Raw genomic sequence first — 20,672 nt, forward strand, 5'->3', positions numbered from 1 at the left:
CCCACTCTTCTTGATGTTCGTACTGAGCTTTCTGGACCGCACGAACGTCGCGCTCGTGAAACCCCACCTCGAGGCGGAGGTGGGGATCGACGCCGCCGCTTACGGTCTCGGTGCCGGCGTCTTCTTCGTCGGCTACGCCGTGCTGGGAGTCCCGTCCAACCTCGCTCTGCACCGGATCGGCGCCCGCCGCTGGCTGGCCGGTCTCATGTTCGTATGGGGCCTGTTGTCCTGCGCGATGGCGCTCGTCAACAGTCCCACCAGCTTCTACGTGCTGCGCTTCCTGCTCGGCGCCGCCGAAGCGGGCTTCTTCCCCGGCGTGATCCTCTACATCACGTACTGGTTCCCGGCCGGGGACCGCGGAAAGGCGACCGGGATGTTCCAGTCCGCCGTCGCCATTTCCAGCATCATCGGCAATCCCCTCGGCGGCTATCTCATCGGGCTCCACGGGCTGGCCGGGCTCGACGGCTGGAAGTGGATGTTCCTCCTGGAGGGAGCGCCCACCGTCCTGCTGGCACTCGCCGTCCCCTGGCTCCTCACCGACCGCCCCGAGCAGGCGAGTTGGCTCACGAGCGAGGAGAGGGTCCTCCTCGCCGACCGCATCGCCGCGGACCGCCCGGACCCGAGCATGCGCTCACCACAGCGCGCCCGCGCCATCATCAGCGACAGCCGGGTGCTCCGCCTGATGTTCGTCTACTTCGCGATCCAGATCAGCGTGTACGGAGTCACCTTCTGGCTGCCCGCGCTGGTCGGCCGCATCGACGGTCTCGGCGACGTCGGCATCGGCTTCGTCTCCGCGCTGCCCTGGGTGTTCGCCCTGCTCGGCGTGGTGACCCTGCCCTGGTACTCGGACCGCACCGGCGACCGGCGCGGACCCCTGCTGCTCGCCCTCGTCCTGACCGTCGCCGGACTGCTCGGCGGCGTAATCCTGCCTCCGGTGCCCGCGGTCGCCGCCCTGTGTGTCGCCGCCTTCGGTTTCCTGGGCGCGCAGCCGGTGTTCTGGACGGTGCCGCCGACGATCCTCGCCGGCATCCAGATCGCCGGCACCATCCCGCTGATATCCGGCTTCGGAAACCTCGGCGGCTTCGTCGGCCCGTATGTGATGGGAGCCGTCGAGTCGGGTACCGGCTCGGGAGCCGGCGGCCTCTATGTAGTCGCGGCGATCGCCGCCGCCGGGGCCGCCCTGGTCACCGGCTTCCACTGGGTAGGTCACAAGACCCGAACTCCCCTAGAGAGGAACGAAGATGACGCGCATCGTGCGCTTCGCTGACGACACCGGGACCGTGCACACCGGAGTCAGCGACGAGACCGGAACCATCCGCGCCTTCGAAGGCGCACCGCGCATCGCCGACCTGCTGCGACTGCCGGCAGCGGAACTGCGCACGCTGGTGGAGGCCACCGCAGCCTCCACCCGGCCCGGCCTCCCGGTACGCGACGTGCTGCTGCTCCCGCCGCTCGACGGCCTGATGGAACTGTGGGCCGCCGGTGTCACGTACGAGCGCTCCCGGGACGCCCGGGTCGCGGAGAGCACCGAGCAGTCGGTGTACGAGCGGATCTACGACGCCGAACGCCCGGAGCTGTTCTTCAAGTCCCAGCCCTGGCGCGTGGTGACCGACGACGAGCCGATCGCCGTGCGGGACGACTCGGACCTCGACGTCCCCGAGCCCGAGCTCGGCCTCGTGCTCAACCGGCACGGAGAGACGGTCGGTTACGTGATCGTCGACGACGTCAGCTCCCGCTCGATCGAGGGCGAGAACCCCCTCTACCTGCCGCAGGCCAAGATCTACGCAGGAAGCGCTGCGGTGTCCTCAGGCATAGCGCCCTTCTGGGAGATCGAGGACGTGACCGCCCTGAAGATCGCCCTCGTGGTGAGGCGGGAGGGGGCCATCGCCTACGAAGCGACGACCACCACCGCCTCCTTCCACCGCCCGCCGCAAGGGCTCGTGGACCATCTCTGGCACTCCCAGCCGTTCCCCGACGGCGCGGTGCTGTCCACCGGCACGGGCATCGTGCCGGGACTCGACTTCACCGTGCGGGGCGGGGACGTCGTCGAGATCACCATCGACGGTGTCGGGAAGCTCTCGAATCCCGTACTCGGAGATCAGGCAGAGCTGGACTGGTTGGTCGACGCGATCGACCACCCGCTGACGCGGCGCGCGCACCGAACGGGACGAAGTGGGGGACGGTGACCGACGTGGGTGAGGCGGCGGCTTCACGGACTGGCATCAAATGTCGCGCTGTGCAGGGCAGTTGACCCACCCGTGGGGTAGCTGTGGGGAGGGCGGACCGTCCGACGGCCCGCCGGGACATCAACCTGTTCGCCCCACGCGAAGGAGAGGCCATGCTGCTCCCGGTCAATGCCACCCTGGGCATCGTCATGGCGGCATTGCTCGCCGTCGCGACAGGGGGTGCGGCTCTGGCCCGGTTCACCGACGCCCGTGACCGGCGCCGCTACTGGAAGGACATCGTCACGGCCGGGCTGCGCGCCACCGCGCAGCTCGCCGTCGTCTCCCTGGTGGTCGGTGCCGTGATGCACCAAGTGCCGTTGCTGCTCGCGTTCGTGATGGTCATGTTCACCGTTGCCACGTTCACGGCAGGCCGCCGCATCACCCGGAACGGCACCGGATGGTGGTGCGCCGTCCCCATCGCGGCGGGCGTTCTGCCCACGCTGGTGCCTCTGTTGCTGACCGGTCTGCTGCCTCTCAAAGGCATCGCGCTGATACCGGTGGCCGGAATCCTCATCGGCGGCGCGCTCACCGCAACCGTGATCGCCGGCAGACGGGCCCTGGAGGAACTCGAGGCCCGACGGGGCGAGGTCGAGGCGGCTATGGCCCTCGGGTTCCTCGACCGTGACGCACGCCTGGAGATCGCGCGTCCCGCCGCGTCGGACGCTCTCATCCCCGGACTCGACCAGACCCGCACGGTGGGCCTGGTCACCTTGCCCGGCGCCTACGTCGGCATGCTCCTCGGCGGCTCCTCGCCCGTCCAGGCAGGGGCGGTGCAACTCTTCGTCCTCATCGCGTTGATGACTGTGCAGACGGTGGCCGTCGCCGTCACGGTGGAACTGGTCGCACGCGGAGTGCTGCACAGTGGCGAGCGGGTCGGCGGTCGGGCGGAGGATCGTGAGCCGTAGCTGGGCGGTGGTCGGTGACGGGAAGATCAGGCCCCGGCCGCGCTGATGTTCACCATCCAGCCGATGCCGAACTTGTCGGTACACATGCCGAACACGTCGCCCCACATCTGCTTCTCCAGCGGGACCGCCACGTTGCCGCCGGCGGACAGCTTCTCCCAGTAGCCGCGGAGCTCGTCGGCGTCGTCGCCGCTCAGGCTCACGGAGAAGTTGTTGCCCTGCTTGAGCTCCATGCCCGGCGGGTTGTCGGCGCCCATGAGCGTGAAGCCGTTCGGGGCCTCCAGCATGCCGTGCATGACCTTGTCCGCGTACCCCGGGGGCGTCTTGGAGCCGAAGGAGCTGTACGTGTTCACCGACAGATCGCCGCCGAAGACGTTCTTGTAGAACTCCATGGCTTGCTTGGCGTCACCGGCGAAGCTGAGGTACGGGTTGAGTCGAGAGGCCATGAGGATTCCTTTCGTGACGTTTTGTCAGGGGTGCACGCTAGTCGTGTTCCGCTCACTCGGCGGGGATAGGCGCAGACGGATTTCCCGCAGGCGGGCCTTGGCCGCCTGGATTCGTCCGCGGCAGCGGAATGCCCGACACTAGAGTGAAACGGTGACTCTCCCGCAGGAAAACCCGGCGCGCCGGATCAGCGAGGACGACCGCAACACAGCGGTGCGACGCGTGCAGGAGGCGTACGCCGAAGGGCACCTCTCGCATGACGAGATGGACGACCGCCTCCAGCGGGTGCTCACCGCCAAGACGCACGGCGACCTCGAGCCGGCCCTCGCCTCGCTCCCGGAAGAGGATGCCGGCACCACGTCCACGATCGGCGCCCTGGGCGGACGGATCAAGCGGCGCGGCGCATGGCGGGTTCCTCGGGCCCTCAAGGTCGAGTCCGCCTTCGGGAGTGTGCGCCTGGACCTGTCCCGGGCGGTTTTCGAGCACCCGGCGGTCGACATCGAGCTCCAAGTCGGCACCGGCAGGGCCAAGATCACGGTTCCTCGCGACGCCGTCGTCGACGTCGACGGTGTGCACACCGGGTGGAAGGACCTGCGCTACAAGGCTCCGAGGAGCTCCGGCTTGGGCGGGCCGAGGATCCGGATCTCGGGGACCATGGGGTACGGACGGCTGAAGATCCGCCACGCGCGGCGTTGAGAATCGTCCGTCACCAGGGCCGTTCGGCGACCGTCACCAGGACCGTCCGGCGACCGTGGGCTCAGTGATCTCGGCCGCGGACAGCTGACGGTGGTGTCGTGCTCATGCGCCAGCCGTTGCAGCGGGGTCCGATCAGGTCGGCCGGCCAGCCCGCCGTTTCCACAGCCGCCTCGTAGACGGCGTTGCCGAACGCCACGATGGCCTGTTGCGGGTCGGATGTCTCCCTGAGCGTGGCCCACGGCAGCAGGGCCAGACCGACGTCGGGATTCCAGGCCGCGCCGTCGACACCCCAGGAGCGGCCTTCGAGACCGTCCGGCTGAGGCCAGATGTACGCGTACATACCGGCGTTCGGCGACTTGGCGTCCCCGAAGGAGAATCCGACCGACACGTACTCATCGCGTGCGCCGTTCTGCATGAACGCGGGGCGGTCGGTGTCCGGAGTGGTGCGATGCGCCCGGTACCGCGTGGCGGACAGATCGAAACCGCCCCACATCACACCGACCCGGGGGCGATGCCCCTGGAAGGGCGCCTGCCACGTTTCGAGCCCGCCGGCCGCAAGGTTGAAAGCCGTCCACATCAGCCGAGCCGCGTCGCTGTCCCAGGTACGTACGACTTGATCGTCCTCGAACTTTCGCGGGGCACCCGGGATCTCGCAGATCAACGAGGAACGCGGTGGGCGCACACCGAGCTCGTCCGCAGCCTCGCAGAACGTCGCGTAGAAGGCAGCGAGGGATCCGTCGGACACCGGAACGGTCACCGAGCCCCTGTCGGATTCGATGACCACGTCACCGTCGAGCAGCCGGTAGTGCACTTCGAAGGTCGGGCCCTGCCGCCGAAAGGCAGGCGTCCGGAGTCCGCGGGGAGTGACATCGAGAACGATGTTTCCCCAACCGGCCTCGAAGGGCTCGTCCAGGGTGTACTTGCCTCCGACCTGCACCAACCGGTTCATGTAGTCGACCATCGGCGCCAGATCGTCGTAGACCAGCGCCGGCCACGCAGTGCGTCGTTCGCTCATGGAGAGCCTCCCGGCCCGACGACGTCGTGTGACCCGGCCCCCATTTTCGCACGCGGGTCGGAGCGCTGCCTGCTCGGCGGCGAGGGTTGCCCATCCGGCCAATCTGTCCGCAATGGGAACGTCTCCTTCCACAGTCCGGTGCGTCTCGTCGTCCCCCTTCTCACGGTCACCCGCAGGGCCGCGACCAGGGCATGAGGCGAACCCGGCGACTCCGCGATGCCTCACACGCTTCACGCGGAGCGCGGCGTGCGCGCGGAAATGAAGGGTCTGAAAGGGGATATGCGAAACCCTCTTCGGCGAATTGACGGATTGGCCATTGATCACGGCTGGGAAGGTTCACCGCGCCACCGGCACGCGATCTTCACCGGCTGATCCCGGGACCCCGTCGCGTGCCAACCGTCCGCCCTGAGAGGGGGTGCAGTGATGAAGCTTCTCTTCGCTATCCGCAACAAGGCCGCGGCCCGAAAGTCCCTGAAGGCGAACGCCTGGTACCTCTGGTACTGATCCGGCACGCCGTTGCCCGCCCCCGCTGTGCGGTGACAGGGAGCATTGCGCCTGCCGCCACCTGCCGCACAGCGGGGGTCCCGCCCCCCACCTCCACCGGAGAATTCGTGTCGCTCACTTCCGCGCCGCGCCGTACCTTGTTCGCCCCGCGACTGGCAGCCCTCCTCGACGAGCACATGGGCCAGGACGTCTTCCGGCTCGAGAGCGACACCGTCGGAGTGGCCGGCCACGACGTCACCGACCGGATCCTCGCCGCGCGCCGGGCGACGGAGACGGAGCGGCCGACGTTCAAGCCGCTGCACGGCCGCTCGATCTCACGCAGCGAAGCCTCCTCGGTCACTCGGACGGTAGGCAACGACGTCCGCGAGGCGCTGAAGCGGCCCTTGCCACCGGACGTCGACCTGTCGGGTCCCTGGCCTCTCACCGGACACCTCTTCCTGCGGGACCTCATCCTCGGCCAAGACCCCCTCCGCCTGCGGATATTGATGAGCCGTAACCTCGAACTGACACCCAAACTGACCTGGTCCGTGATCGCCGCCGGCGCCGCGCTGCCCGGGTGGCCGCGCCCAGCCGCGCACCTCACCGGTCTTGCGGGGCGCGCGGCCGAGGCGGCCGGCTATCAGGACCGGAGGTACGCGATGGGTGTCTACCGGCGAGCGGCCGCACCGGTGTGTTTCACGGTCTCGACGCTCGTCGCGAATGCGCTGTGGCTCGGCTCTCCCTTCGATGACGGCACGTCGAACCGCAACATCATTCACGAAGCTCTGCGACTGTTGCCGCCCTCGTGGAACATCCTGCGCAACGCCTCCCCGGAGTACCCCGCGATCGACAGCCGGATCCGGGATGACGACGACGTTCTGCTGCTTCCGCTGCTGTCCCACCGCGATCCGGCCTTGTGGGAAGACGCGCATGCGTTCCGGCCTGAGCGCTGGGACGAACTCGACCCTGATGCCGCGCGTGGCTATCTGCCCTTCGGGCATGCTTCCGAGCGCTGCTGGGGACGGCACATGGTGATGCCGCTCGCCGAGCTGCTGCTGGACCGGATCCGCAGCTCGGGGCTCGTGGTTGATCCGGAGCAGCTGACGGGCAGGGTTCCGCTGCTCGGCTTGCTGGGGGTCGAGGAAGTGCGTCTGACGCATGCGTGAACAGCCTGACGAATGGCGGGAGTTGTGATGGAGCGCCCATAGGAACGCGTGCAGCCCGTCGACGTCGTCTCGTACGGTTCGCCGCCTTAGGGGAGGATGGCGTCGATGTATCCGCCGTCCACCCGCAGCGCGCCGCCCGTGGTCGCGGACGCAAGGTCGGAGCTCAGGTACACCACCATGTTGGCGATCTCCTCGGGTTCGATCAGGCGCTGCAACAGCGACTGCGGGCGGTATTCGCGCATGAAGACTCGCTGCGCCTCGTCCCAGGGCAGGTCGCGGTCGACCAGTTGGTACACGAAGTCTTCGACACCGCCCGTGTGAGTAGGGCCGGCGATGACGCAGTTCACGGTGACGCCGGTCCCGGCCGCATGCTTGGCGAAGCCGCGACTGACCGCGAGCAGTGCGGTCTTCGACATGCCGTAATGGATCATCTCGGCGGGGACCACCACCGCGGAGTCGCTCGCGATGTACTGGACGCGCCCGCGGCCGCGTTCGGTCATCCGTGGCAGGTACAGCCGCGTGAGGCGGACGGCGGACAGCACGTTCACGTCGAAGTAGCGGCGCCATTCGTCGTCCGTGACGTCCAAGGGGTTCTTCGCCTCGAAGATGCCGAGATTGTTGATGAGGATGTCCACGTCGGGCAGCGTTTCCCAGGCGCGTTGAGCGCCCTCCTCGGTAGCGACATCGGCGGCGACCGGAACGAAATCGCCGTCCGGTACGCCGACTCCGAGCTGTTCGACGGACGCCTCCACCCTGGCCTGGTCGCGTCCGTTGACTCCGACCCGCGCGCCGGCACGCGCGAGTCCGGCCGCGATCGCGGCTCCGATGCCTTGGGTGGAGCCCGTCACGAGAGCGGTCCGTCCCGAAAGATCCAGGTGCACGTCTTGTCCCCTTGCTGGAATGGGTGGCGATCGGCAGGTCGTCACGGGACTCTTCCCGCTCGTCGACCCCCGGTGATGTCCGGGAATCCCGAATTGGGGCCGAACGGGTCGGGAGCGACAGCGCTGTTACGCGCTTCCGGGTGACGAGACGCTGTGCGGTGCGAGCGGAGTCGGGCCTGAGTCGTGCGGGAGCGCGGCTGAGACGTCAACTTGCTGCCTTCAGTACATAAATGGACATTACATGCGAGAGCAACAGAAATATGTACGACTTGTAACTGCCTTCACGCCTTGCGCACATTCGGGGCGATCTGGCGGCAAATTGTGTGTTCTCGGCCACCGGGCCGGGACCCGCACATAGCAGACCCGCGGCGCACCGCGGCCGGTAGACGGGTCTGCAGTACGAAATGAAGGGGCATTCATGTCCGCTTTCATGTCAGTCACTGCCCGCCGTACGGCTGCCGCCGTGCTTGCGGCCGGCGCTCTCGTCGGTACGTTCGCCGCGTCGGCATCGGCCGACCCCGGCGGCCGCACGCACCGCGACCGCGTGGAGATCACCGGCGCGCAGTACGACTCCCCGGGCTGGGACAACGGCAGTAACCGCTCCCTCAACAAGGAGTGGGTCGATGTCACCAACACGTCCCGCCACACGGTGAACCTCGACGGGTGGACGGTCTCGGCCAGGGACGGCCGCACCTACACCTTCCATCACTACCGCCTGGAGGGCCGCGCAACGGTCCGCGTCCACACCGGTGTCGGGCGCGACAACCACCGTGACGTCTATCAGGACCGCCGTAGGTACGTGTGGGACAACCGCTCCGACACCGTCACCCTGCGCGACGACCGCAACCGGAGGGTAGACGCCCTCTCCTGGGGTGGCGACCGCAACCACCGCGGCGACGGACACGCAAGCGGGCACGGACACGACGGCCGCCGCTGATTTGAACCTGCCCGCGGGACTCCCAGCCCGCGGGTAGCGATGACCCGCCTCAGTAGGGGGCGTTCCGCAGCGCAGTCTGCGGGACGCCCCCTTTTGGCTGCCGCCGACAGCACGGCCACCGTCCCGACGTCACCCGCGCCAGTTGCAGTGGCGTTCCGGTCGGCCGGCGACTCCGTAGCGCAGTGATTCGCCGGCGCAGCCGGTGCCGTGGAAGTAGTCGAGGTAACGGCGGGCACCGACCCGGGAGATGCCGGTCAGGTCGACCGCTCCGGCAAACGTAAGACCCTAGGAGTTGGACCAGTCCCGGGTGGACAGCACCAGCAGGTAGCCGTCCGGATCCCGGATCGTCACGCCCCGTGTGTCCCAGTACGGATTGTGCGCGGGCACCCGCTTGCCGCCGTGCTGTTCGAGCCGTGCCACGAGGGAGTCCGGAACCGGTTCGCCGAGGTAGATGACCAGGAGGTCCTCGGGTGTCGGACGCGGGTCCACGGGTGCGACGGGATCGTGTACGAGCTCCAGGTGCCAGGCCGCATCCGGCCAGCCGGCCATGAGAAGTGAGTGGTCGTCAGGTGAGCCGTCCGACGCATGCCGGTAGAGGACATCGAGGCCGAGTCCCGAGATCCAGAAGAGCTCCGCGGCTCGGAGGTCCCGCGACGGACGGGCGATGCGTACGTGAGCCGTGGCGTTGGCCGGCATCGCGTGACCTCCTGATGGCGTGGGCTTCCTGTCAACTGACAGGTCGCAGGCGGAGCCTAGCGTGCGGACGATCATGCGCCCATCCGGCGCAGGTCTCCCGGCGGAGTGGCCCGGCGTATGACGAGCCGCCTGCCGCCCGCCCCTCCGCCGAGGCGACGTGGTCGTCGATGATCCGGCAGTGCCGCCGCCGGTCGAAGCTGAAGCCGCGGCCTGGGCGGACGATCCGGGCCGGCAGCTCCCGCAGCCTCCCCTCGCCTTGCCGGCGGTCGCGGCGTGGCTGAAGGCCGCCGCGACGAGTTCGTCGGCAGACTTGAAGTGGTGGTCCACAGTCCCGGCACGACGCCGACGGCTTGGGCGACCCAGCATCTCCGCGCGCCGCTCGCCGGCGGGCAAGCGGCGTCGTCCGGTCCGAAGGGTGGGCGTCATGACCAGGGATGCTCTCGACGCCCACCCCAAACAAGTAACTGGTGCACATCCCAATCACGGGATTCCGGAGGTCAGGGTGACGTTGAGGGCAGGGGCCGGCGCCGGAGGCGGCGACCCGGGGGAGCCGGTCTCGGACCGGGTCGGTCACGTGGAGACCCACGGCGTCGACCACGTCCCGGACTCCGAGCGTCACGGTCTACCCCGTTCGCTGTTCCCTGTGTGGGCGGCCGCCAACATGAGCTACCTGTACATCGTTCTGGGCGGCTCGATGGTGCTGCTCGGCCTCGACATCTGGCAGTCCTTCGCGGTGATCGTGGCCGGCAACCTCCTCTGGGCGGGCGTGGGTTACCTCTCGATCAGCGGCCCGAGCTCCGGAACGCCGAGCTGGGTGGTGACGCGGGCGATGTACGGCATTCGCGGCAACCGAGTCCTGAACGTGACGCTCGGGTGGAGTGTCGCGGTCGCCTACGAAGCGATCGGCCTGGCCCTCGGATCCCTCGCCGGGTTCGCACTCGTCGAGCAGTTGGGCATCCATGCGAACACCTCGGTGAAGGTGGCGATCGTGCTGGCCACCGCCGTCGTGACGTTCTCGATCAGCGTGTACGGGCACGCCACCATCATGCGGTGCAGCACCTGGTTCACCTGGGCCCTGACCGCCTGCGTCCTGGTCCTGGGCTACTACGTGCTGCGCCACGCGGACTGGGGCTACCGGACACCGGCCGACACCGCGGTCCACGGCCGCGAGCTGTGGGTGATCGTTGCCTCAGGATTCACGATCATGGTGGGTGGCCCTCTGTCCTGGAGCAGCGGAGCGGACTACTCCCGCTATCTGCCCGCCGACACCTCGCGCAAGGCGGTGTGCTGGTGGACGGCCGTCGGCGGATTCGTGCCCGCCGTCCTGCTGAGCGGGCTAGGGGTCCTGGCCGGCACGGCGGTGAACATGACCGACGCGCAGACCTCGCTGAAGGGGATCCTGCCCGGCTGGTTCTATCCGGTCTTCCTGCTGGTCATCGTGATCGGCTCGATCGCGAACAACGTACTCACCGCGTACAGCGGCGGCCTGGCCCTGCAATCCGGCGGGATCCCCTGGAGCCGGCCGTTCACCGTCATCTTCGATGCCACCATCGCGCTCGGACTCACCTTCTACTCCCTGTTCATCTCCGACTTCCTCAGCACGATGAACAGTGGCCTGGAACTCTCGGTCGCATTCCTCGGCCCGGGGTTCACGATCTACGCCGTGGACATCTTGCTGCGCCGCAACCGCTACGACGGAGTCGCGTTGCAGGACGAGACCCCCAACAGCCGCTTCTGGTACTGGCGCGGTGTGCATCCCGCCGGAGCCGCCGCGGTGGTCATCGGCGTCGGCGCGGCACTGCTGTGCGTCAACACGAGCATCTACACCGGCCCGGTGGCGAGCGCGCTCGGCGGCGCCGACCTGTCCGGAGTCGTCGGGATGTCCCTGGGTGCCCTCGTCTACGCGGGACTCACGCTCCACCGGCGGCGTGCTACGGGCGACCGCACCGTCATCTGAAGAACCGTACGGTTCCCAGCGCGCCCGGTACCTCAGCCCTCTGAATGCCTGGAGCCTTCGGTGGACCGACGAAGCGGGCGCCGATGGAGCAGAAGGGGCCCCTGCCCGGCAGTGATGCCGGGCAGGGGCCCCTCGATGCGCTCTGCGACTTCGGATCTGCGATCGGCGACCTCAGAACGGCGATCTGCCTACGTCAGCCGTCGGACTCCGGCGTCGGGATGCAGGCGCCCGGGACGTCGTTCGGGGCGTAGATCTTGTTCTCGCCCGGGTACGACTTCGACCACTCGTGCGTCTGGTACCACGTGAAGTGGTTCATCTGCGCGGGGTTCGCGAAGTCGGGCTTGGCGTCGCGTCCCGTCAGCCGCTGCTGCGACTTCCAGGCGTGTCGTCTTGCCGGCGCCGTTCGGACCGGCCAGGCCGTGGATCTGCCCCTGCGCCACATCCAGGTCGATGCCGTCGAGCGCGATGACGTCGCCGAAGCACTTGGTGATCCCGCGAGCCCGAATTGCGAGGCGTTCGTCCATGAGTGCCTTCCTTGGAAACCTCCGAGGACCCCAGATACGGCACACAACGCAAGCGGGGACAGCTGCTTGACGTTCAGGGAACGTGCTGGCGGTCGCGCGCGCCCACAGGGAGCACGAGCGGTACCACTCCCTGCTCAAGCTCGAACACGCCGTCAGCCTGCGGAGGGACGCCAACACCCTGAAGGTGCTCGCCGACCGCTGGCTGGAGGCCGGGACCGGCCCCGGCTCGGGCGGAGCCGGACGAGCCGGGCCTTGCGGCGGCCGGCTGCCCGGACCTCAGTGACCGTACGACCGTCGCGACCACCGGCGTCCTGTTCATGGCCGACGGCGTCGAACCGGCCGAACTGGCCGCGATGAAAAGGAGGTTCGAAGAGACCGCCGAGGAGTACGAGCGCTTGTCCGGCTGGCTGGGCGGACACATGGCGGCCGAGTGGAAGCGCCTGGACGCCCTGCTCACGCCTGAGCTCGCCGACGCGGCGCGGGCCCGATACGCCGCACTGGCCCGCACCGCCACGGCCGGCAACGCCTCCGGTGTCGCCTCGCACCTGCTGACCGCAGCGCTCGACGCGATGCGCCATCTGGACCTGACCCCTTCGGGGATCCGTGCCGATCCGGCCGGAGCGGCGGCGCTGCTGCGGACCGCCTCCTGGCTGGTCGACACCGCGGCCGCCACGACGGCCGAGCAGGCCGCCTCGCTCAGCCGCTCCGACCCCGACTGGACCACCTTCATCACAGCCCTCGATGCCGTCGTCGCACCGACCTGACCGCTCGGTGATGGCCACCGGCGCTACCCGGCGCGGGCACACAAGTGCTGACGAGCATGACAAGCTGTCCTTCTCATTGCCCGAACCCAGGAGGTCACCATGGCGGCAGAGTCTGCATCGCAGGAAGGTTCGGAGCCGGCCGAGGCCGAGAAGGAGGGCCTGGCGCCCGACGACGAGGGCCAGTACGACCTGAAGCGCAAGTTCCGCGAGGCGCTGGACCGTAAGCGCGGCATGCAGGCGGACACCGCCGGCGGCGCCGCGAAGACCGGTTCGAAGATCCGCGGTGCGCACGGTCCGGCCTCGAGCCAGAAGTCGTTCCGACGCAAGAGTGGCGGCTGAGCACGGCATCGCTTCTTCGAAGGTGACGCGCCGCATGGCACGCTGAGCCCCTGGGTCTGTGATCGTCTGGGAGGCTGGCCACGTGGCGCAGAATCAGCCGGCGGGGACCATGGGCGACGCGGACGCCCGAGCCGAGGAGAACCGGCTCCGCAAGGACCTCGGTTTCTGGGGCCTGACCGCGATCGGCTTCTCCAACATCCTCGGCTCGGGCTGGTTGTTCGCCGCCCTGTACGCCGCCCAGGCCGCAGGCCCCGCCGCACTGCTGTCCTGGATCGCGGCCGGCGCGCTCTGCGGACTGGTGGCGCTGGTCATGGTCGAACTCGGCGCCACCAGGCCGGAGGGCGGCGGCACGGTCCGGTGGCCGCTGTACGCGAGCGGGCGCCTGGTCGGCACGGTCGTCGGCTGGTCCGTCCTGCTCTCCGTGGGCGGCACCGCCGCCGAGATCAGCGCGATCATGCAGTACGCCGCCCACTACGTGCCAGGACTCTACGAAGGTGGCAGCCTCACCGCGCCGGGCCTGGGCGTCGCCTCCGCGCTCAGCGTGCTGCTCACCGCGCTGAACTGGTTCGCGGTACGGATGTTCGCCCGCCTGAACAACTTCGTGTCGGTGTTCAAGGTCGTCGTCCCCGTGGTCACGATCGTCGCGCTCTTCCTGTCCGGCACCCACTCGGGTCGCCTCACCGACCACGGCGGCTTCGCGCCGTACGGCTACGCCGCCTGCCTGACCGCACTCGCCGGCGGCGGCATCGTGTACTCCGTGAACGGCTTCCAGGCACCCCTGGACTTCTCCGGCGAGGCCCGCAATCCCCGGCGTAACGTCCCCGCGGCGGTGCTCACCGGGATCGGTCTCGCGGTGCTGGTCTACCTCGGGCTCCAACTCGCGTTCCTCTACACGGTGCCCGACTCGCTCCTCGCGCACGGCTGGCAGGGCGTCAACTTCGACTCGCCGTTCGGCCAGCTCGCCCTGGTGCTCAATCTGCACTGGCTGGCCACGCTGCTCTACGCCGACGCCGTGATCTCCCCGGGTGGTTCGGCCTACGTGGGCGTCGCCATCGACGCCCGCCACACGTACGCCCTGGCGAAGAACGGCCTGGTGCCGCGGTTCTTCATGCGTATCGACCCCCGGTCCGGCATCGCGCGCCGCGCACTGGTCCTCAACCTCGTCGTCATCATCGTGTTCATGCTGCCGTTCGGCGGCTGGCAGGACATCGTGAGCGTGATGGGGGACATGTACCTCCTGATCTACGCCGCCTCGGCGGTGGCCGTCGCGTCCTTCCGGGCTCACGACCGGGAGCGCGGGGTGCCTCTCGCGGACGGTCAGGTGCCGGGCGTGCGCTGGATCGCGCCGGTCAGCTTCGCCGTGTCCACGGAGTTCGTCTACTGGTCCGGCTGGGAGCATCTGCGGCTGGCCCTGCCCCTGGTGCTGGCCGGTGTCCCTCTGTACCTGCTGCAACGGCGCCGGACCGCGCGGCGCCTTGTGCGCGAGGAACTGCGTCAAGGGGCCTGGATCGTCTTCCATCTGGCGGCGCTGACCCTGCTGTCATGGCTCGGCACCTTCGGAGGCTCCGGACGTCTGCCGGCCCCGTACGACACCGTCGTGGTGGGCGTCGTATCTTTCGCGGTCTTCGGATGGGCGGTGCGCTCGGGCGCCGCGCACCTGCGCACGGATTCATCGGGGCAGGCGGCGTTCTAGCCTGCCCCGGTCGCCGGTCGCCGGTCGCCGGTCGCCGGTCCCTGGCCCTGGCCCTGGCCCTGGCCCTGGCGCCCAGTGACCGTCCGGTATCAGGAGTCGGCGAGTCGTTCCATGATTTCCGCGGCCTGGGCCAGGATCCGGCGGTCGGCGGGGGCGATGTGCTCCTCGATGGCGGCTTCCAGCCACGCTTCGCGGTCCGCGGGGATGCGTGAGAGGGTCTCGCGCCCCTCGTCCGAGATCGAGATGAGCGTCTTACGTCCGTCCTTGGGGTCCGGCTCACTGGTGATGAACCCTTCCCGGCGCAGGGCGGCGACGGTCTCGGCCATCGACTGGGGTCGGACGTGTTCGGAAGCCGCCAGCGTGCTGACCGTGGTGGGGCCCTGCTCGGCGATGCGGCTGAGCGTGGTCATCTGCGACCACGTCCAGCGCATGTCACTCGGCGCGGACTCGGCGCGCAGGCGCGCCCGGAGCCGAACCATCGCGTACGGAAGCTGGTGTGCCACATCCCGGGAAAGCGGTGCCGTCATGACTGGAAATCCTACCGCGATGGACAGAGATAGCCAGGAAGCCTGTATAGTTAGTCAGGTAACCTGAACAGGCAGCCTGGATAGTTCGGCCGGCCAGGCCTGACCGAGCCTGATTGAGGCCGACGCGGTCAGCCGTCGATGCGCAGGCTGCCCCAGTCCGCGACGCGAAGGAAAGCAACAGTGAGTACACCGATCAGCGAAACGACCCTTGTCCCGCGGAAGACCGCGCTGCTGCTGATGGACCTCCAGCCCGCGGTCCTCAGCCACATCCCCGACCCTGAGCCCTTGATCGAGAAGGCCCAGGAGGCGCTGGCCTGGGCACGCGAGCACGGCGTCCAAGTGGTGTTCGTACGCGTGGGGTTCGCGCCGGAGGACTACGACTCGATCCCGGACCACCACAAGGCGTTCGGGGCCGTGAAGCAGGGCCGGTGTTCGACGAAGCGAATCCGTCCCTGGCGGTCGATCCCGCCCTGGAGGTGCGCGACGGCGACCTCGTCGTCCGTAAGACCCGTTACGGCGCCTTCAGCACCACCGACCTGCATGCCCTCCTCCGCGACCGGTCGATCGACACGCTGGTGATGGGTGGCATCTCGACGTCCGGCGTGGTCCTTTCGTCGGTCCGCGACGCCGCCGACCAGGACTACCGGATCTTCGTGCTCGCCGACGTCACGGACGATCACGACGAGGAGGTCCACCGGGTCCTCATCGAGAAGGTCCTGCCGCGTCAGGCGGACGTGATCACGACGGCCGACCTGAAGGGCCTGTTCCGCGACGCCTGATCGCCCCTCGCACGTCACACACGGCTGGCCCGCGGTCAGCCGTGGACGCGAACGGAGAACCGTGGACGGAGAACCCATGCCATCGCCATCGTCACCAGCAGCCGACCCCGGCGTGCGGGGTGGCCCCGTCCATGCCGACGGGTCCGGCGGGTCCGGCAGGTCCGGGCCCGACCGCAGGCGCGGAGCGTTCACGTGGCGATTCGTCACGCCGCTGTACATGAGCTCGGCGCTCAACCCGATCAACAGTTCGCTGATCGCGACCGGGCTCGTGTCCATCGCCCACGCGATGGGCGTGCCGATCGGGCAGACCGCCGTCCTGGTGTCGGCCCTCTACCTCGCCAGCTCGATCGCTCAGCCCACCGCCGGCAAGCTCGCCGAAGAGCTCGGGCCACGCCGGGTGTTCCTCGTCGGCATCATGCTGGTGCTCGTGGGCGGCGTCGTCGGCGGCATCGGCCAGGACATGACGACGCTGACCGTGGCGCGTGTGCTGATAGGGATAGGCACCTCGGCCGGGTACCCGGCCGCCATGGTGCTCATCCGTCGCCGTGCTGCCTGGGCCGGGATGAGTGAGCCGCCCGGCAACGTACTCGGCGGACTGTCCGTCGCCGGTACGGTCACGGTCGCGATCGGCCCGCCCATAGGTGGACTGCTCATCGCCGTGTTCGGCTGGCGCTCGGCATTCCTGGCCAACCTTCCCGTCACCGTGATCGCACTCCTTGCGACGATGGCGTGGGTGCCCAGGGGTGAGCCGCTCGAACGCCGTCCACTGCGCGAGCTCGCCGGCCGTATCGATGTCACGGGCATCGTGCTGTTCGGCGGGACCATGAGCGCCTTGCTGGTGTTCCTGCTCTCACTGCCCCATGCGCAGTGGACGCCCCTCGCCCTCGCCGTCGTGCTGGGCATCGCACTCGTGTCGTGGGAACTGCGGGCGGGCACGCCGTTCATCGACATGCGGCTGCTCGGGTCGAACCTGGCGCTGACCCGCACCTATCTGCGCGGTGCGCTCACGCTGCTGGCGTTCTACACCGTGCTCTACGGGGTCACCCAGTGGCTGGAGGCGGCCCATGGCCTGTCCAGTCAGGCGGCCGGACTCGTGCTGCTGCCCATGGGTGTCGTCGCCGCGCTCGTGTCGCGGCCGATCTCGGCCCGCAACCTCGTGCGCGGACCGCTGATCGTCGGCGCCGCCAGCCTCGTACTGGCATCGGGCGCCGTCCTGCTGTTCACCTCGGCGACCCCCGTCGTCGTCATCGTCGGCGTCACGCTGCTGTTCGCGATCACGCTCGGCACGACCACCGTGGCCAATCAGACCGCTCTCTACACCCAGGCCCCGGCTGAACAACTCGGCACCGCCGCAGGGCTGTTCAGGACCTTCAGCTACTTCGGCTCCATCGCATCGGCGACCGTCACCGGCATCGTGTTCCGCGACGACGTCACCGACTCCGGGCTGCACGTGGTCGCCGCGATTCTGGCCGGCGTAAGCATCATCGTCCTGGCACTGACCCTGCTCGACCGCACGCTGAAGACCCGCAATCCCTGAATCAACAGGTGAATCGACAGGGAACTCGAACGAGCCTCAGGGGGTGCAGGCCTCGGCGATCGACAGGCTGTTCTCGTAGAGGTGGTGCCGGGTGATCCGGCCGTCCTCGACGGTGAGGTGCAGCGCGAACGGGCCCCCGAAGGACTTTCCCGTCGCGCGTACGGTCCCCGAGAGGTGTCCCATCAGGACGGCTCCGGTGCCGTCCACGAGGAAGGTGTCGACCGAGGCGCGCGCGTCCTCGGGCACGGTGTGCACCATCAACTCCGTGAACTGGGCGGCGCATTCGACCGCGGTGGACCGCGGACGGATCCAGGCGGCGGCGGGGTTCTCGGCGAGCTGCCAGTCGACCTCGTCGGCGAAGAGCGTGACGAGCCGCGCGGTGTCCCCGGCGATCCGCGCGGCAAGGAACTCCTGGACGACGGCCCGGGTGTCCTCGGAGACAGAACGCGCGGTGCTCCCCGAACTCGCGGTCGTGACAGCGGATGTGACAACGGACGTGGCAGACATGACGCGCTCCTTGCGGCTGTGGCCGGATCCCGGCGGGGACTGCCGCCGATGTGCTCGACCCTTCCAGGGGAGCGCGGAGCAGTCGATTACCCCAGGGGTAATGAGCGGCCACCGCGCGCCACCGCACCGGCCCGGACCCATCGGGTGTTGCGTTTGCCCAGTTCAGGCACCGTGGCCGCATCCCGGTGCCCGGAGTAGATTGGTTGATGTCAAGCAACTGACTCCGGTGGGAGTGATGCCCTGTGGCAAGGACCACCGCTGAGTCCGAGTCGGCCGCCGCGAGTCGGGGCCGTTTCCGTGAGCCAGGAGCGCGTTACAAGTGGATCGCGCTCTCCAACACGACACTCGGCGTGCTGATCGCGACGATCAACATGTCGATCATGCTCATCGCGCTGCCGGACATCTTCCGGGGGATCGGTGTCGACCCGCTGCAGCCCGGCAACACGAGCCTGCTGCTGTGGCTGATCATGAGCTACATGGTGGTCACCGCCGTGCTCGTGGTCAGCTTCGGTCGCCTCGGTGACATGTACGGCAGGGTTCGCATGTACAACATGGGGTTCGCGGTGTTCACCGTGTTCTCGGTGCTGCTGTCGGTGACCTGGATGCACGGCACGGCGGGCGCCCTGTGGCTGATCGGCATGCGGGTCCTGCAAGGTGTCGGCGGGGCGATGCTGATGGCGAACTCCAACGCCATCCTCACCGACGCCTTCCCCGCCCGTCAGCGCGGCCTCGCACTGGGACTGAACCAGGTGGCCGGCATCACCGGATCGTTCATCGGCCTGGTCCTCGGCGGCCTGCTCGGCCCGGTCAACTGGCATCTGGTGTTCCTGGTCTCCGTACCGTTCGGCCTGTTCGGCACGGTGTGGGCCTACCTGAAGCTGCACGACACGGGCGTACGGGCGGGGGCCCGGCTGGACTGGTGGGGCAACCTCACCTTCGCCGTGGGCCTGATCGCCGTTCTGGCCGGAATCACCTATGGCATCCAGCCCTACGGCGGCGACATCATGGGCTGGGCCAACCCATGGGTGATCGCCGCGATAGCCGGCGGCATGGCGATGCTGGCCGTCTTCTGCGTGGTGGAGACCAAGGTCCCGGAGCCGATGTTCCACCTCTCGCTGTTCAGGATCCGCGCGTTCACCGCCGGGAACGTGGCCAGCCTGCTGGCGGCGCTCGGACGCGGCGGCCTGATGTTCATCCTGATCATCTGGCTGCAGGGCATCTGGCTGCCCCGTCACGGCTACGGCTTCGAGCAGACCCCGCTGTGGGCCGGCATCTACATGCTCCCGCTGACGGTCGGGTTCCTGGTCGCGGGGCCCTTTTCCGGCTGGGCATCGGACCGGTTCGGTGCCCGGGCCTTCGCCACCGGAGGCATGCTGCTGGCCGCCGCCACCTTCCTGGCCCTCCAGGCGCTGCCGGTCGACTTCGCCTACCCGACGTTCGCCCTTGTCCTGCTGCTGAACGGGCTCGGTATGGGCCTGTTCGCGGCACCCAACCGGGCGGCCATCATGAACAGCCTGCCGCCCGACCAGCGTGGGGTGGGCGCCGGGATCAGCACCACGTTCCAGAACTCGGCCACGGTGCTCTCCATCGGCATCTTCTTCTCCCTGATGATCGCGGGTCTGTCCAGCGCGCTGCCCGCCGCCCTCACACACGGCCTGACCGCCCAGGGGGTACCCGCCGCCGACGCGGCCAAGGTCGCCGCACTCCCGCCGGTCGGCGTGCTGTTCGCCTCGCTCCTCGGCTACAACCCGGTCCAGACCCTGCTCGGCCCTCACGTACTCGCGCAACTGCCCCCGGGCCACGCCCACTACCTCACCGGGCGCGGCTTCTTCCCGGAGCTGATCTCCCAGCCGTTCGCCGACGGCCTGTCCGTGGCCTTCGACTTCGCCATCGCCGCATGCGTGGTCGCCGCCGTCGCTTCTCTGCTGCGCGGCGGCCGATACATCCACGACGACCGGTTGCTGCCCCAGCCCGCTGCCCCGCTTCTGGCGCCGGCCCCACGCGCACCTGCACCTGCACCCGCACCTGCACCGACGCCCCCACCCCCGGCAGCCCCGCCGGTACCCCGATCCGAGGGGCCGTGATGACCTCACCCTTCGGCCCCGCGCAGGCGGCGGAGACCGCCGAACGGCTCCGTGCCGCGATCCAGCAGCTCCTCCCCGAACTGCGCGCCCAAAGTACGCGGAGCCAGCTCACACCCAGCCGGCTGGCCGCACTCGCGGCGCTCTCCGCACACGGGCCCCTGCGCATCAGCGACCTCGCCACGCGCATGGGCATCGCCCTGTCCACCATCTCCCGCATGACGGACCTGCTCGACGGCTTCGGATGGATCGAACGCAAGGCGGACCCGAAGGACCAGAGGGCCACCCTGATCGCCCTCAACGAGACAGGCCAGGCGCTCCTCGACACCACGCGCCGTCAGGCATCTGCACGCCTCGCCGAGCGGATCGACCAGCTCACCCCTGAGCAGCAGCAGTCCCTGTACGAGGCCCTGCCGGCGCTGGAAGCCCTCTCCGTGCCCGCCGTGCAGCACTTCGAGCGCCTCGGCCAAGCGCCCAGGACCAGCAGTAGGTAGCCCAGGACCAGCAGAAGGTAGGCAG

At 68.9% G+C, this 20,672-nt stretch carries 22 protein-coding genes and 3 pseudogenes; 16 read left to right on the forward strand and 9 right to left on the reverse strand.

Annotation, left to right across the window (positions count from 1 at the left end):
* Window positions 1-13: 13 nt before the first annotated feature.
* From AC07EJ_RS03060 to AC07EJ_RS03070, 3 genes are all read left to right on the forward strand, one after another.
* Window positions 14-1,267 (forward strand): MFS transporter, encoded by a 1,254-nt coding sequence (locus AC07EJ_RS03060; RefSeq protein ID WP_389481887.1) that lies wholly within the window; start codon window positions 14-16, stop codon window positions 1,265-1,267.
* Window positions 1,242-2,186, forward strand: coding sequence for a fumarylacetoacetate hydrolase family protein (locus AC07EJ_RS03065; RefSeq protein WP_478883620.1), 945 nt, complete (start codon window positions 1,242-1,244; stop codon window positions 2,184-2,186). The genes AC07EJ_RS03060 and AC07EJ_RS03065 overlap by 26 nt, the downstream gene beginning before the upstream one ends.
* 152 nt (window positions 2,187-2,338) lie before the next feature.
* On the forward strand, window positions 2,339-3,130 hold the full coding sequence (locus tag AC07EJ_RS03070; RefSeq protein WP_389481892.1) for an ABC transporter permease: 792 nt from the start codon (window positions 2,339-2,341) through the stop codon (window positions 3,128-3,130).
* 26 nt (window positions 3,131-3,156) lie between these two features.
* On the opposite strand, the gene AC07EJ_RS03075 is transcribed toward AC07EJ_RS03070, so the two are convergent.
* Window positions 3,157-3,573, reverse strand: a complete 417-nt coding sequence (locus AC07EJ_RS03075) for a VOC family protein (RefSeq protein WP_389481894.1) — start codon at window positions 3,571-3,573, stop codon at window positions 3,157-3,159.
* 151 nt (window positions 3,574-3,724) lie between these two features.
* Here AC07EJ_RS03075 and AC07EJ_RS03080 point away from each other — a divergent pair, with 151 nt between their 5' ends.
* Window positions 3,725-4,267, forward strand: a complete 543-nt coding sequence (locus tag AC07EJ_RS03080; RefSeq protein WP_478883621.1) for a DUF1707 SHOCT-like domain-containing protein — start codon at window positions 3,725-3,727, stop codon at window positions 4,265-4,267.
* Between the two features lie 61 nt (window positions 4,268-4,328).
* Here the strand turns inward: AC07EJ_RS03080 and AC07EJ_RS03085 are convergent, their stop codons facing one another.
* Complete coding sequence (locus AC07EJ_RS03085) at window positions 4,329-5,282, reverse strand: DUF5996 family protein (RefSeq protein WP_478883622.1); 954 nt, start codon at window positions 5,280-5,282, stop codon at window positions 4,329-4,331.
* A gap of 423 nt (window positions 5,283-5,705) precedes the next feature.
* Between AC07EJ_RS03085 and AC07EJ_RS03090 the strand changes: the two genes are divergently transcribed.
* On the forward strand, window positions 5,706-5,786 hold the full coding sequence (locus AC07EJ_RS03090; RefSeq protein ID WP_353963518.1) for a tryptorubin family RiPP precursor: 81 nt from the start codon (window positions 5,706-5,708) through the stop codon (window positions 5,784-5,786).
* A gap of 176 nt (window positions 5,787-5,962) precedes the next feature.
* The gene (locus tag AC07EJ_RS03095; RefSeq protein ID WP_478883623.1) at window positions 5,963-6,931 is read left to right on the forward strand and encodes a cytochrome P450; all 969 of its coding nucleotides are present in this window, start codon (window positions 5,963-5,965) and stop codon (window positions 6,929-6,931) included.
* Between the two features lie 86 nt (window positions 6,932-7,017).
* Here the strand turns inward: AC07EJ_RS03095 and AC07EJ_RS03100 are convergent, their stop codons facing one another.
* Entirely contained in the window at window positions 7,018-7,812 is a 795-nt protein-coding gene (locus AC07EJ_RS03100) for an SDR family NAD(P)-dependent oxidoreductase (RefSeq protein WP_389481903.1), read from the reverse strand.
* 430 nt (window positions 7,813-8,242) lie between these two features.
* Here AC07EJ_RS03100 and AC07EJ_RS03105 point away from each other — a divergent pair, with 430 nt between their 5' ends.
* Window positions 8,243-8,749, forward strand: a complete 507-nt coding sequence (locus AC07EJ_RS03105) for a lamin tail domain-containing protein (protein ID WP_389481905.1) — start codon at window positions 8,243-8,245, stop codon at window positions 8,747-8,749.
* A 129-nt stretch (window positions 8,750-8,878) separates the two neighbouring features.
* Here AC07EJ_RS03105 and AC07EJ_RS03110 read toward each other — a convergent pair.
* Together AC07EJ_RS03110 and AC07EJ_RS03115 are read right to left on the reverse strand one after the other, a co-directional pair.
* Window positions 8,879-9,007 (reverse strand): annotated as a pseudogene (locus tag AC07EJ_RS03110) (two-component system response regulator); the annotation flags it as partial.
* 27 nt (window positions 9,008-9,034) lie between these two features.
* Window positions 9,035-9,445 carry a VOC family protein gene (locus AC07EJ_RS03115; RefSeq protein WP_389481907.1) on the reverse strand — a complete coding sequence of 137 codons (411 nt, stop codon included), beginning with the start codon at window positions 9,443-9,445 and terminating at the stop codon, window positions 9,035-9,037.
* A gap of 424 nt (window positions 9,446-9,869) precedes the next feature.
* Here AC07EJ_RS03115 and AC07EJ_RS03120 point away from each other — a divergent pair, with 424 nt between their 5' ends.
* Window positions 9,870-11,402: a purine-cytosine permease family protein gene (locus tag AC07EJ_RS03120; protein ID WP_478883624.1), complete on the forward strand. Its 1,533-nt coding sequence runs from the start codon at window positions 9,870-9,872 to the stop codon at window positions 11,400-11,402.
* 193 nt (window positions 11,403-11,595) lie between these two features.
* Here the strand turns inward: AC07EJ_RS03120 and AC07EJ_RS03125 are convergent.
* A pseudogene (locus AC07EJ_RS03125) lies at window positions 11,596-11,784 on the reverse strand (hypothetical protein); the annotation flags it as partial.
* Window positions 11,780-11,926 (reverse strand): annotated as a pseudogene (locus AC07EJ_RS03130) (ATP-binding cassette domain-containing protein); the annotation flags it as partial. The pseudogenes AC07EJ_RS03130 and AC07EJ_RS03125, both read right to left, overlap by 5 nt.
* An 82-nt stretch (window positions 11,927-12,008) precedes the next feature.
* Between AC07EJ_RS03130 and AC07EJ_RS03135 the strand changes: the two are divergent.
* From AC07EJ_RS03135 to AC07EJ_RS03150, 4 genes are all read left to right on the forward strand, one after another.
* Window positions 12,009-12,209: a hypothetical protein gene (locus AC07EJ_RS03135; protein ID WP_389487754.1), complete on the forward strand. Its 201-nt coding sequence runs from the start codon at window positions 12,009-12,011 to the stop codon at window positions 12,207-12,209.
* A 34-nt stretch (window positions 12,210-12,243) separates the two neighbouring features.
* Window positions 12,244-12,690 (forward strand): hypothetical protein, encoded by a 447-nt coding sequence (locus tag AC07EJ_RS03140; RefSeq protein ID WP_389487752.1) that lies wholly within the window; start codon window positions 12,244-12,246, stop codon window positions 12,688-12,690.
* 99 nt (window positions 12,691-12,789) lie between these two features.
* Complete coding sequence (locus AC07EJ_RS03145; protein ID WP_389487750.1) at window positions 12,790-13,029, forward strand: DUF5302 domain-containing protein; 240 nt, start codon at window positions 12,790-12,792, stop codon at window positions 13,027-13,029.
* Between the two features lie 109 nt (window positions 13,030-13,138).
* Entirely contained in the window at window positions 13,139-14,722 is a 1,584-nt protein-coding gene (locus AC07EJ_RS03150) for an APC family permease (protein WP_478883666.1), read from the forward strand.
* A gap of 89 nt (window positions 14,723-14,811) precedes the next feature.
* On the opposite strand, the gene AC07EJ_RS03155 is transcribed toward AC07EJ_RS03150, so the two are convergent.
* Entirely contained in the window at window positions 14,812-15,249 is a 438-nt protein-coding gene (locus AC07EJ_RS03155; protein WP_389487748.1) for a MarR family winged helix-turn-helix transcriptional regulator, read from the reverse strand.
* A 314-nt stretch (window positions 15,250-15,563) separates the two neighbouring features.
* On the opposite strand from AC07EJ_RS03155, the gene AC07EJ_RS03160 reads away from it, so the two are divergent.
* Both AC07EJ_RS03160 and AC07EJ_RS03165 read left to right on the forward strand, forming a co-directional pair.
* A complete protein-coding gene (locus AC07EJ_RS03160; RefSeq protein WP_478883667.1) occupies window positions 15,564-16,028 on the forward strand; it encodes a cysteine hydrolase family protein in 465 nt (154 codons plus the stop codon).
* 217 nt (window positions 16,029-16,245) lie between these two features.
* Window positions 16,246-17,565, forward strand: a complete 1,320-nt coding sequence (locus AC07EJ_RS03165) for an MFS transporter (protein ID WP_478883625.1) — start codon at window positions 16,246-16,248, stop codon at window positions 17,563-17,565.
* Between the two features lie 36 nt (window positions 17,566-17,601).
* On the opposite strand, the gene AC07EJ_RS03170 is transcribed toward AC07EJ_RS03165, so the two are convergent.
* Window positions 17,602-18,072 (reverse strand): nuclear transport factor 2 family protein, encoded by a 471-nt coding sequence (locus AC07EJ_RS03170; protein ID WP_389487742.1) that lies wholly within the window; start codon window positions 18,070-18,072, stop codon window positions 17,602-17,604.
* A 371-nt stretch (window positions 18,073-18,443) separates the two neighbouring features.
* On the opposite strand from AC07EJ_RS03170, the gene AC07EJ_RS03175 reads away from it, so the two are divergent.
* Window positions 18,444-20,156, forward strand: coding sequence for an MFS transporter (locus AC07EJ_RS03175; protein ID WP_389487760.1), 1,713 nt, complete (start codon window positions 18,444-18,446; stop codon window positions 20,154-20,156).
* Window positions 20,156-20,647, forward strand: a complete 492-nt coding sequence (locus tag AC07EJ_RS03180; protein ID WP_389487740.1) for a MarR family winged helix-turn-helix transcriptional regulator — start codon at window positions 20,156-20,158, stop codon at window positions 20,645-20,647. The genes AC07EJ_RS03175 and AC07EJ_RS03180 overlap by 1 nt, the downstream gene beginning before the upstream one ends.
* Window positions 20,648-20,672: the final 25 nt, after the last annotated feature.

This window comes from Streptomyces sp. NPDC045026 (assembly GCF_056432625.1).